This window comes from Bifidobacterium sp. LH_416, from assembly GCF_056357055.1.
On sequence record NZ_JBKEVJ010000004.1, the window covers coordinates 243,254 to 255,698 of the forward strand.

Annotated in this window: 8 protein-coding genes; 6 read left to right on the plus strand and 2 right to left on the minus strand. The window is 57.9% G+C overall.

What is annotated here, in order from left to right:
- Positions 1–113: 113 nt before the first annotated feature.
- Genes AC1AY0_RS09320 through AC1AY0_RS09335 form a run of 4 tightly spaced genes read left to right on the plus strand, consistent with a single transcriptional unit; the run spans position 114 to position 4,983 of the window.
- A complete protein-coding gene (locus AC1AY0_RS09320; protein ID WP_476526285.1) occupies positions 114–1,070 on the plus strand; it encodes an ABC transporter permease in 957 nt (318 codons plus the stop codon).
- Positions 1,071–1,072: 2 nt separating this feature from the next.
- Complete coding sequence (locus AC1AY0_RS09325) at positions 1,073–3,148, plus strand: dipeptide/oligopeptide/nickel ABC transporter permease/ATP-binding protein (RefSeq protein WP_081890033.1); 2,076 nt, start codon at positions 1,073–1,075, stop codon at positions 3,146–3,148.
- The gene (locus tag AC1AY0_RS09330; protein WP_033890733.1) at positions 3,145–3,978 is read left to right on the plus strand and encodes an ABC transporter ATP-binding protein; all 834 of its coding nucleotides are present in this window, start codon (positions 3,145–3,147) and stop codon (positions 3,976–3,978) included. The genes AC1AY0_RS09325 and AC1AY0_RS09330 overlap by 4 nt, the downstream gene beginning before the upstream one ends.
- 45 nt (positions 3,979–4,023) lie before the next feature.
- Positions 4,024–4,983, plus strand: a complete 960-nt coding sequence (locus AC1AY0_RS09335) for a dihydrodipicolinate synthase family protein (RefSeq protein WP_033890732.1) — start codon at positions 4,024–4,026, stop codon at positions 4,981–4,983.
- Between the two features lie 189 nt (positions 4,984–5,172).
- Here AC1AY0_RS09335 and AC1AY0_RS09340 read toward each other — a convergent pair whose 3' ends face one another.
- On the minus strand, positions 5,173–6,036 hold the full coding sequence (locus AC1AY0_RS09340) for a FadR/GntR family transcriptional regulator (protein WP_081890032.1): 864 nt from the start codon (positions 6,034–6,036) through the stop codon (positions 5,173–5,175).
- A 428-nt stretch (positions 6,037–6,464) separates the two neighbouring features.
- Between AC1AY0_RS09340 and AC1AY0_RS09345 the strand changes: the two genes are divergently transcribed.
- Both AC1AY0_RS09345 and leuA read left to right on the plus strand, forming a co-directional pair.
- Positions 6,465–7,856 (plus strand): metallophosphoesterase family protein, encoded by a 1,392-nt coding sequence (locus tag AC1AY0_RS09345; protein WP_033890731.1) that lies wholly within the window; start codon positions 6,465–6,467, stop codon positions 7,854–7,856.
- A 167-nt stretch (positions 7,857–8,023) separates the two neighbouring features.
- Positions 8,024–9,940 (plus strand): 2-isopropylmalate synthase, encoded by a 1,917-nt coding sequence (leuA, locus tag AC1AY0_RS09350; protein ID WP_033890730.1) that lies wholly within the window; start codon positions 8,024–8,026, stop codon positions 9,938–9,940.
- Between the two features lie 160 nt (positions 9,941–10,100).
- Here leuA and AC1AY0_RS09355 read toward each other — a convergent pair whose 3' ends face one another.
- Positions 10,101–12,434: a transglycosylase domain-containing protein gene (locus tag AC1AY0_RS09355; RefSeq protein WP_165781884.1), complete on the minus strand. Its 2,334-nt coding sequence runs from the start codon at positions 12,432–12,434 to the stop codon at positions 10,101–10,103.
- Positions 12,435–12,445 lie beyond the last annotated feature (11 nt).

Here is a 12,445-nt window from a genome sequence, read left to right on the forward strand (position 1 = left end):
AATCGTCCACAATCCACAACTATCACAGGCCCTCCCGTCCGCAGCGGGACATCTGAACGTCCGCGCGGCGGGAGGGCCTTGCCATTCTTGCACCACCTGACAAGGGAGTCCCATTGAATAACCTGCTACGCCTTCTTGGCAGACGACTGATCGCCTTGCCGTTCATGGCATTCGGAGTGACCTTGCTGGTCTACTTCCTGATGTCTTTCTCTCAGTACGACCCCGCCGTCGCGGCCCTCGGTGAAAACGCCACCCCGCAGGCGCTCGCCCAGTACCGCCATGAGATGGGCTACGATCGCCCCTGGTGGGAACAGTTCTTCTCCTACCTCGGCGGCCTGCTGCGCGGCGACCTTGGCGTCTACGGCGTCAACAAGGATTCGGTGAGCGGCCGTATCGCCACCGCATTCCCCATCACTCTCCAGCTGACCTTCATCGGCTTGCTTATCGCCATCGTTTTCGCTGTTATCTTCGGCGTGCTGGCAGCCCTTTACCGTGACACTTGGGTTGACCAAGCCATTCGCGTTGTTTCCATCATCGCCATTGCCACCCCGTCCTTCTGGCTCGGCGTATTGCTTATCTACGTACTGCAGATCAAGATGGCTTGGCTGCCTGGCGCTGGCGATTTGCCCGCCTTCACCCAGGATCCGGCCGGGTATATGGCCCGTATGGCTATGCCTAGCTTCGCGCTCGGCCTGCCGGTGGCCGGCTCCCTCACCCGTATTATCCGTACCTCCATGGTTGAGGAGCTGGATAAGGACTATGTGCGCACCGCCATTGGTGCCGGCGTGCCCAAGGGTGTGGTCGTGGCCCGTAACGTCTTCCGCAACGCTCTTATCACCCCGGTCACCATGCTCGGTATGAAGATCGGTTACCTCATGGGTGGCGCTATCGTCATCGAGGTCATCTTCGCGCTGCCCGGCATGGGTACCGCAATGTTCGACGGTATTAACAACAACCAGCCGACCCTCGTGCAAGGTGTGGCATTGGTCGTGGCACTGGCCTTCATGGTGGTCAATGTGATCGTCGATCTGCTCTATGTCCTCATCAATCCTCGAATCAGGACGGTGTGACGATGTTCGGAAGCAACAACGCAACCCGCGAATTCAGCAAACCCAATACCAAAGTCAAAGTCAAGCGTTGGTCGAGCATGAGCATCGGCACACGCATCTCCGTTATCGTTATCGCGCTGCTCGCGTTGGCCGCCATCTTCGCGTCCGTCGTAACCCCGCATAACCCGACTGAGATCACCATGAGCTATCAGGCCCCAACCGGCGACCACTGGTTCGGCACTGATAACCTGGGCCGTGATGTGTTCTCCCGCGTTATTTATGGTGCACGGTACTCGCTGGTTATCGGCCTGAGCTCCATCGCATTCGCTTTGGTGGTCGGTTCCATCATCGGTGCCATTGCAGCAGTGTCGCGCACTTGGGTATCCGAAATCATCATGCGACTGATTGATGTCGTGATGTCTGTGCCGACCATTGCACTCGCTGCAGTGTTCGTCTCCATCCTCGGCCAGTCGATGATCGGCATCATCATCTCCATCGGTGTGCTGTACGTGCCTCAGGTGGCTCGTATTGTGCGAGCGAACATCATCAGCGAATATGGCAAGGACTATGTGCGTGCGGTCATCGTTTCCGGTGCTCGAGCTCCATGGATTCTCTTCAAGCACGTCACGCGCAATATCGCCGCCCCGGTGATGGTGTTCACCACGCTGTCCGTGGCTGACGCCATCGTCTTCGAGGCCTCCCTGTCGTTCATCAACGCAGGCATTCCGGAGCCGACTCCGACCTGGGGTAACATTCTGTCTTCCGCAAAGGCAGGCGTGCTCTACGGCTACTGGTGGCAGGCCATGTTCCCCGGCTTGGCAATCATGATTACCGTGCTGTGCCTGAACATCCTGTCCGAAGGCATCACCGACGCCATGGTGGCCGCTCCTACCGCCCCAATCAAGCAGACTGAGGAAGGCAAGGAACTGAGCCGCAAGGAGGATCGCCTGCTGGTGGATCCGGTGGCAGCATATGCTGCTCAGAAGGAAAGCCTCGACAAGCGTCTGGAACAGCTGCGTGAAGCAGAGCTCAAGCGCAAGGATCGCTTCATTCCGCTGTCCACCGCCAAGCCGGTTATCGAAGTGCGCGATCTGTGCATCAAGTTCCCGCGCCACGGCGACGTGAACGTGGTCGATCACCTGTCCTTCGCGGTGCGCGCTGGCCAGACCATGGGCCTGGTGGGCGAGTCCGGCTGCGGCAAGTCCATCACCTCGCTCGCCATCATGGGCTTGCTCGACCCGAGGGCAGAAATCAGCGGTGAAATCCTGTTTGACGGCAAGAACCTTGTTGGTATGAGCCCCAAGGAGCACAATGCTCTGCGTGGCCACGAAATCGCCATGGTGTACCAGGACGCACTCTCCAGCCTCAACCCATCTATGCTCATCAAGGCACAGATGAAGCAGCTGACCAAGCGCGGCGGCACTCGCACTGCCGAGGAACTGCTCGAACTGGTGGGTCTCGACCCGAAGCGCACGCTGGAATCCTATCCGCACGAGCTTTCCGGTGGCCAGCGCCAGCGCGTGCTCATCGCTATGGCCCTGACCCGCGACCCGAAGCTCATCATCGCCGACGAGCCAACCACCGCACTTGACGTGACCGTGCAGAAGCAGGTTATCGATCTGCTCAACGAGCTGCGTGAGAAGCTCGGCTTCGCGATGATCTTCGTCAGCCACGATCTGGCACTGGTGGCCAAGGTCGCCCACTCGGTGACCGTTATGTACGCCGGCCAGGTTGTTGAGCAGGCCTCCACCAAGGAGATCCTTACCGATCCTCGCCACGAGTACACTCGCGGCCTGCTCGGTTCCGTCACCTCCATCGAGGCCGGACAGGGTCGCCTCCACCAGGTTCCCGGCACCGTGCCTTCGCCGGCCGACTTCCCGAAGGGCGATCGCTTCGCACCGCGCTCCTCGCACCCGGACCGCGGACTCGACATCCACCCGGTGATGAAGCGCGTGCCTGGCACTCAGCACATGGTGGCCTGCCTACCTGATGATCCGGATCCAGCACCGGCACCAGCCTTCACCTATGACTGGTTCGCGCCCACGCCAGAAGTGGCCGCTCAGGAGGCTGCGGAAGCCCTGAAGGGAGCACAGCGATGAACAACACAACCAACAACAACGAAACCCCAATCATCGAATTGCGGGACGCCGAAGTTGTGTTCACCACACGCGCCGGAACACTCTTCCACCCGAAGAAAGTGACGGCGGTTAACAAGGTGAACCTGAAGCTCATGCCCGGGCGCACGATCGGCATTGTGGGCGAGTCCGGCTGCGGCAAGTCCACCACGGCCAACGTGATGTGCGGCTTGCAAACCGTTACCGGTGGTCACGTGTTCTTCAAGGGGCAGGATGTGACCAAGCGCACTGCCAAGGAACGCATGGATATCGGCCGCGTGGTCTCCGTGGTGTTCCAGGATCCGGCCACTGCATTGAACGCTCGCATGAGCGTGCAGGACCAGCTCATGGATCCGCTCGTCGTGCATAAGCTCGGCAATGCGGCAGAGCGTCGCAAGCGCGCATATGAGCTCATCGACATGGTCGGTCTGCCGAAGTCTGCGCTGAACGCGTTGCCTGGTCAGCTGTCCGGCGGCCAGCGTCAGCGTGTGGCTATCGCCCGTGCACTATCGCTCAATCCTGATGCGATTATTGCTGACGAGCCGACTTCCGCACTGGATGTGTCTGTGCGTGCACAGATTCTCAACCTGCTGTCTGATCTGAAGAAGTCACTTGGCTTGTCGATGGTGTTCATCAGCCACGACATCCAAACGGTCCGCTATGTTTCCGACGAAATTGTCGTAATGAATCACGGCACCATCGTCGAGCATGGCGAAGCCAAGGATGTGCTGAATAATCCGCAGGATGATTACACGAAACTGTTGCTGGGCGCAGCGCCGTCGCTGTTGCATCCAACGCCAGAAGAGTGCATCTGATCGATAGTCCACTACCAGAACTTTCAACAATAAGGAAACATCACTATGAACACCACTTTCCGCGGCGTGATTCCACCGGTCGTGACCCCATTGACCGCAGACCGCCAGCTCGACCGCGTCAGCTTCAAACGCTCCATTGATAGGCTTGTTGACGCTGGTGTGAACGGCCTGTTCTTCCTCGGTTCTTCCGGCGAAGTGGCCTTCAGCACCGACGCTCGCCGTCGTGAGATCATCGAAGCTGCCATCGAATTCACCGCCGGCCGTGTGCCAGTACTGATTGGCTGCATCGATACGGAAACCGAGCGCGTTATTGAGCATGCCAAGGTAGCTGCCGAACTCGGCGCCGATGCCATTGTTGCTACCGCACCGTTCTATGCGCTTGGTGGTCTACCGGAAATCGAGAACCATTTCCGACTGATTCACGAAGCTGTGGATCTGCCACTGTTCGCCTACGATATTCCGGTCTGCGTGCACGTGAAGCTGCCCGGCGATCTGCTGATTCGTCTCGGCCTTGACGGTGTGCTCACCGGTGTGAAGGATTCCTCCAACGACGACGTGTCCTTCCGCTTCCTGTGCGACGCCAATCGCAAGGCCGGCCATCCGCTGGTGCTGCTCACCGGCCAAGAAGTCGTGGTGGACGGCGCTTACATGGCCGGTGCAGACGGCAGCGTGCCTGGCCTGGGCAACGTGGAATGCACGGGCTATGTGCGCATGTGGCAGGCCTACGAATCCGGCGATTGGGCCACCGTGCGCACCGAGCAAGACAAGCTCGCCGCTCTGATGAACATTGTGAACGTGACCTCCGGCGTCTCCGGATTCGGAGCCGGCGTGGGTGCGTTCAAGACCGCTATGGCACTGCTTGGCGTGTTTGAAACCAATCAGATGCCCAACCCGGTACGCGCGCTGACCGGCGCGAACGTGGAGGCTGTGGCCTCGGTGCTGCGCGAATGCGGTCTGGAACCGGTGCGCACTGCCGAGGAAGTCAGCGCTTCCACTGCGGTCTGATTTGGTCTGATGTGATTTGGGTCTGATGTAATCGGACCCAAATCACAACCTCTCGCGAATCTATTTCTAACTTCATCTCGTCTCTTCTTTTTCCTCCTCCTTAACGAATGCGGGGCGAATCACTCGGAAAAAATTCCGGTGATTCGCCCCGCATTCGTTGTATTGAAGTGAGGATTGGCGAAGAGCCGATTACTCGTTGCCGTCGAGGATTCGCTGCTTCAGAATGGATTCGATTGGCTCGTAATGATCGATGACAGCGCGGCGGTATGCCTCAACATCGCCGGCCAGCGCTGCGTCGAGCATGCGACGGTGGGCTGATGCGGTGCGGTCAAGTTCGCTGGATACTGGCAGTCCGAGCTGGGGGAGTACCGCCATATGAACCAGCCACAATGAACGGACCATCTGCTTGACAATGGTGTTGTCCAATGAGTCGAGAATGCCCATATGGAAGTCAATGTCGAGCGCTAGGAACGTTTTGCCACCTTTGGCCGTTGCGGTCATGGAGTCGGCGAGTTCCATAAGATGCGGTTGTTCGGTGTTCGCCAGCGACGCCACCACTTCGTCGGCGCAGCCAAGGTCGAGGAATCGCCTCAATTGCACCACATCCTGCAGATCAGCGAAATTCTTGCCTACGGACACCATGGAACGGAAGGCCAGTGTTTCCACCATCGGGTCCAAAGACAGTGACCCGACAAAGGTACCTTTGCCGTGTTCCACTTTGACGATGTTCAGAGCTTCAAGCTTGCGTACGGCCTCGCGCACTGAAGAGCGAGAAGCGCCAATGGTATCGCACAGTTGCGCTTCGGTGGGAAGCACGTCACCAGGCTGCAGGTGCTCGTGCAGAATATAGGATTTGATGGCGTCCATCGTCTCATCGCAACGGCTGCGCTGAGAGATAGCGGATGTGCCGCCCTGTAGTGATAGTCGAGCCAACAACGCCAGCTCTTGCTGGGTATAGGTATATTCCTCCGGGGCCTCGCCATTCTGCGGCTGGGCCGACTCCCCGGTCTGGTTCGGCGTCTCAAGTGCGGCCGGACCGGATGGGTTGCTCATGATACGCTCCTTGTCGTGTTCGTCCTTGCGGGGCCGTGACGTTGTTGTCGCGGTTGAGAAAAGCAGTTTCCCCGGTGGTATTGCCCACCACAATAGTGCGAAACGCAAAGGGAAACTAGGTTTTGCGCCTATTGCGATACGGGTTGGCCCGATAGAGGGTGCAACTTGTATTTCGGGGGTGTCTGTCGCTGGTTTACGGTTTGCCGACTACTTGCATGCAATGGTTGGTGTGCTGGGGTGCTCTGCATACTCGTCGTTGAGATGGCAAACATTAAGTTATCAGACATCAGACAACTCTATGGTATCATGAATGAAATATAGCCGCGCGGCCAATCTGTAATCCCGCATATTTCCGGAAGCAAAACGTGCTGTGCCGGTCCTGTGAATAGCGGGGCGTTCAACTGCACTCGCCCCTACACTGAAGAACCATGACAAGCTTGCGATTCCGCGAAGACGGCAGCTTCCGCGTGCTGCAAATGGCCGACGTACAAGACGGCCCTGATGTGCAAAAAGACACCATCCGCCTCATCCGTGAGGCCATCCGCAAAGCCGACCCTGACCTTGTGGTATTCACTGGCGACCAAATCCGCGGTTATGATCCCGCTTATATCGACACATTCCTGCGCCGCCGCGGCGAAGAACCTGGCGCTCGCGTGCGCGTAGTCACCGAAGTTGAAGCCAAGTTGCGTGGAATCAAGCGCCATGCCGAGTCGCAGTCCGCTGCGCAATCTGCTGCACAGCCTGCTGAGCCTACGATGGACGAGCTCATGGATCAAACTCGCGATAAAGTCCGCCGCACATTCGCCGGATTCCTCGGCCCGGTCATCGAGGCAAACGTACCGTTTGCTGCCACCTACGGTAATCATGATTTCCAGTGCGGCATCCTCGCGGATGAACAGGATGATATCTACCGCGAATTCCCCGGCTGCCTTAATCCAGAAGACAGCCTTGAACCTGGCACTTTTGCGCTACCGATTGAGTCATCCGATGGGTCCGGGCGCGTGGCCATGTCCGTCATGATGGTGAACTCGGGCGATTACGCCGCCGACACCGATGCGGCCAGTGAGCGCGAAAATGATGCACAATACCCCGCGTACGTAGTCAACTCACGCGGCCTTGATCTGGCTGATTCCGATGGCTACGGCACTCCTACGCCAGAAGCCTTGGAATGGTTGGGTGCAGTGCAAGATGAGCTTGGCGCTCGCAACGGCGACGGCAAACCGGTGCCGGCCATCGCCTTCCAGCACATTCCGCCGCAGGAGTTCTACGACTGCCTCAAAGAGGTGCCCGCGTGGACTCCGAACGCCGTGGAAGGCGCACGCTCGCACGCCGGCCACTGCTATGTGCTCAATCACGAAGTGTGCCGCCCGGGCTCTCGTCTTGGCGAAGCCATCGGCTGTGCGGACGAAAACGTGGGGGAAGTGGCTGCACTTACCGCAGCTGGCGGATACTTCGCGCTGTTCTGCGGCCACGACCATAAAAACGCGTTTGTGGGCCATGTGCACGGCATCGATTTAGGCTACGCGCCCACCTGCGGATTTGAATGCTATGGCCCGAAGTCCCGTTACCGCGGCATTCGCCTGTTCGAATTCCATGAAAGCAATCCGGCCGGCTACGTGACCCGCATGCTCACTTGGGGTGAACTCGTCGGCCGCTACTCCAGCAACGAGGTACGCGTCTGGTTCGAGGATCATTGCATCACCGGTGCCATCAGCGCTCGCAATGAACTGCGCCGCCCGCAGGTATTCGCTGTGCTCGCCGGAGCAGTCAGCCTGGGCTTTGTGGCGATTATCAAATCATTGATGAAAAGCGCTCGATAACCCAGCTCAAACCGCCGCAATGTGCCGAATCCGCCACAATACGGCGGTTTTCGCGGGTGTTGCCCTCGCTGGCTTGTAGTATGTTTCGTGCACATTAACAAAGCCGCGAAGCTCTTGACAAACCATAGGAAACGAACTTCGCGTACATCAATAGAAAAGGAGGAACGATGGGTCAGGATCAATCATCCGTTTTTGATCTCGCAGCGGTTGCCGCAGCGTCCAATGGGGGTAATAATGACCCGCTGCTGCCTCCGGCACGATTCATCGGTGATCCGCAGAAGCCGAGCCGCATGCCGTACAACAAGTACGTGGCATACGACAAGCAGGTCCCGTTTGATTACCCGGAGCGTACGTGGCCGGGTAAGCGACTGCAGCGCGCACCGCGCTGGTGCTCTGTGGATTTGCGCGACGGCAACCAGGCACTCGTCAACCCGATGGATTCCGAGCGTAAGCTGCGCTTCTGGAATCTCCTGGTCTCCATGGGATTCAAGGAGATCGAGGTAGGCTTCCCGTCCGCTTCTGAGACTGATTTTGACTTTATTCGCATGCTCATCGAGCGTGAGCTGATTCCGGACGATGTGACCATCGTGGTGCTCACCCAGTGCCGCGAGCACTTGATTCGCCGTACGTACGAGGCACTGAAGGGTGCCAAGCGTGCCATCGTGCACTTCTACAACTCCGTGTCTGTGCTGCAGCGCGAAGTCGTGTTCCGCAAGAACAAGGAAGAAATCAAGAAGCTCGCCACGGACGCCGCCGAACTGTGCAAGGACCTCGAATCCGAAGCCAAGGGCATCGACCTGTACTACGAGTACTCGCCGGAATCCTTCACCGGTACCGAGCCGGAGTACGCAGTCGAGGTGTGCAACGCTGTGATCGGCGTGATTAAGCCCACCCCTGAACATCCGATGATCATCAACCTGCCGGCCACCGTGGAAATGACCACGCCGAACGTGTTCGCCGACGAAGTGGAGTACGTGTCCACTCACTTGGACGATCGCGATGCTGTGGTGCTGTCCCTGCATCCGCACAACGATGAGGGCATGGGCGTTGCCGCCACCGAGCTGGCTGTGCTCGCTGGCGCTGATCGTGTGGAAGGCTGCTTGCTGGGCAACGGCGAGCGTACCGGCAACGTGGACCTCGTCACGCTGGGTCTCAACATGCTGACCCAGGGTCTTGACCCGCAGCTGGACCTCTCCAACGTGCCGGAAATCCGCAAGACCGTTGAGTACTGCAACCAGATCAAGATTTCCGAACGTCACCCGTACGCCGGCAACTTCGTGTTCACCGCCTTCTCCGGCTCCCATCAGGACGCCATCAAGAAGGGTCTCGAGGCTCGTCAGGTGGCCGCCGAGCGCGCTGGTGCCGATTTGGACAACTTCATTTGGCTCGTGCCGTACCTGCCGATCGATCCGAAGGATATCGGCCGCACCTACGAGGCCATCATCCGCGTCAACTCCCAGTCCGGCAAGGGCGGCATGGCCTACCTGCTCAAGACCAACCACAACCTTGACCTGCCGAAGCGCCTGCAGGTGGAATTCGACAAGATCGTGCAGAAGTACGCGGACGACACCAAGAAGGAAGTCAAGGACGAGGATATCTGGCGTCTGTTCAAGGACGAGTACCTGCCGGTCGAGCAGTCTGGTATGACTGCCGCTGGCGTGGTCGTGGGCGATACTCACGACGCTTCGCTCGCTCCGTGGGGCCGCTTGAAGCTGCTCAAGGTGGCTATCAGCTCCGGCGAAGACGGTTCCGATACTGTGCTCAAGGCTCGCCTGCTCGATCGCGGTGTGAACGTGGGCGTGGATGAGCCGGTGGAGCGCGAGGTTTCCGGTATGGGCAACGGTCCGATTGCCGCCTTCCTCAACGCCATCTCCAACTTCGGCGTGGATGCCTCCGTTATGGACTACGTGGAGCACACGATGTCCGTGGGCACCAACGCTATGGCAGCCTCCTACGTGGAATGCCAGGTTGGCGAGGCCGATGATGCACAGATCGTTTGGGGTGTGGGTATCGATTCCTCCATCACCACCAGCGCACTGAAGGCCATCATCTCCGCCATCAACCGCTCCCGCCGCGCACGCTGACCCTCCTTCTGGCTCCCCTTGTCAGGGGAGCTGGCGGCGAAGCCGACTGAGGGGTAGTCATCAGCGGTAAGGTCAATACGGCTATAGCCGCATAAAACCCAATGTGGGCTCCTTGCAAAATCTGCAAGGAGCCCACAGTCATATATGCAGCAAAATCGGTTTAAGAATTACCTCCGGTCGAGCTGCCATCCCCTGTTCCGGTGTCGCCACCGGAATCGGAGCCGCTGCTGTTGCCGCCTCCGGATTCGTCGCTTCCACTCGAGCCGCCCGACGAATCCGTACTCTCGTTGCCATTACTGCTATTGGAACTATTGGAGCTGTTCTGGCATGCAGCTGAGCTTGGATTCGTGGAACAATCCGGAGTAGAAGACTGGCTGTTCGATCCAGTGCCGGAAGACGACGAGGAATTGCCCTCGGTAGTGGACTGCTGGCTATTGCTGGACGAGTCAGAGGACGATGAAGAACCGCTGCCCAAGCCCCACGTGCCATCAGGTCCGCCGATTTTACCGGTGTCCTTAGGCGTGGTGAACTGCTCAACTGCAGTGCCCTTCAACGCCTGAGACATATATTCAGTGAACAAATGTGCCGGATATCCGGTAGACGTCACGCCATAGCCGCCGAAAGCGGGCACAACCTGCGGATTACCGTCAGCATCCGGGTTCCAAATAGCCCACACATTCATCAAACTTGGCGTATACCCCACGAATGAAGCGGCAAGCTCATCATTCGCAGTGCCGGACTTACCGGCCACCTGGCGGCCGCCGAGCGCGCGAGACACACTAGATGCAGTACCGGTGGTTGTAGTGCCGAGCATAGCCTTCTGCACAAGCTCGCAATCGTTGGCATCGAACACTTTCTTATTCTCACTAGGCGCTTTGTACAGGTTCTTACCATTCGAATCAAGCACCTGAGACACCATGTGCAGCGTATTTTTCACGCCATTATTAGCGATAGTCGAGTGTCCCTGAGCCAAATCCCATACAGTCAGCGCGTTGATGCCCAGCACGTTGTACGGCGAAGTCTCATCAATATCGCCGGTAATGCCTGCCTCATGTGCGATCTTTGCTGTGCGTTGCGGAGTCAGATGTTCGTTCACATTCATGAACACTGTGTTCACTGAGTTCGCAGTGGCCTGATAGAGGTTGATATTGCCCCAGTTGATGTTCAACGCATTATTGACTTCCGCGGAAATACCGGAGAAATGCTGATGCGAGTTGCCGTTGAACTTCGTATCGAAGCTCACGCCCTCCTGAGCTGCGCCAAGTAGCGCGAACGGTTTCATAGTTGAGCCAGGCTCGAATACTGCCTGATTAGCGTTGTTGAGCGGCTTTGTCAGATAATCAGAACCGGCGTAAATACTTACCACGGCACCGGTTTTTTGCTCCACTGCGATGCCACCAACCTGCAAGGTATCTGGCATGCCATTGACGCGCGCGTCGCCCACAGACTGCATAACATCCTGTTTGGCTTTATCAATGGTGGTGACGATCTTGTAGCCGCCGGTATCCAAGTCTTCCTTGGTGAAGGCCTTGGAATCCACCAATTCCTGGCGCACCATGGTGAGCAGATAGCCGTTGGGCCCCTGATACTCATTCTGTTGCGCTACCGCAGCGGTCTCCGGGAAAGCGGCTGCCTTACGTTCTTTGGCGGTAATGTATCCGTCTTCCTGCATGATGTTCAGCACGCGCTTGAATCGCTGCTTGGCAATATTTGGGTTGTCGGCCGGATCCCATGTGGAAGGCGCTGGAATAATGCCCGCAATCATCGCAGCTTCAGACAGCGTCAAGTCCTTGGCATCCTTATTGAAGTAGGCTTTGGCGGCTGCCTGAATGCCGTACGAATTACGGCCCAGATAAATCGTATTCATGTAATTGCACAGCACTTCTTCCTTAGATTCAGTTTGTGCAATTTTGATAGCCAGAATCGCCTCGCGAGCCTTGCCCGCGTACGTGGTGGTTTCGCCGAGATAGTAGCGTTCAGCGTACTGCTGGGTAATAGTAGAGCCACCTTGGCGGGTTCCCGTGGTCACATTGTTCAGGAATGCGCGGGCGATGCCTTTTAAGTCGATGCCTTTATCCGTATAGAATGTGCGGTTTTCGGATGCCACGATGGCGTTGCCGATGTAATCCGGCAAGTCGGTGCAGGAAATAATCTCACGATTCTGCTCTGCATATGAGCCGATGGCGGTAGTGCCGTCCGAGTAATACACCGTGGTTTTCTCTGCCAGCGCGAATTTTTCCGGCTGCGGCACTTCGGTGGTGGCGTACAGGTATGCGAATACGCCGATGCCGGTCAGAATGCCTAGGCCGAGAAGGCCGAGGAAAATCCGAAGAATCCACTTCAATACGCGATGCTTGCCGTTGCCGCCTTTTTTCTTATGATTGCGGCGGTGGCTGGTGCTGTGGCTGCCGGCGGTCTTGCTTTGTGTGGTGCGCGGTTTGCGAGTGGCGGGGCCATTGCTGCCGGCACGTGCGCGACGTTGATATGAAGCCATGCATGACACCG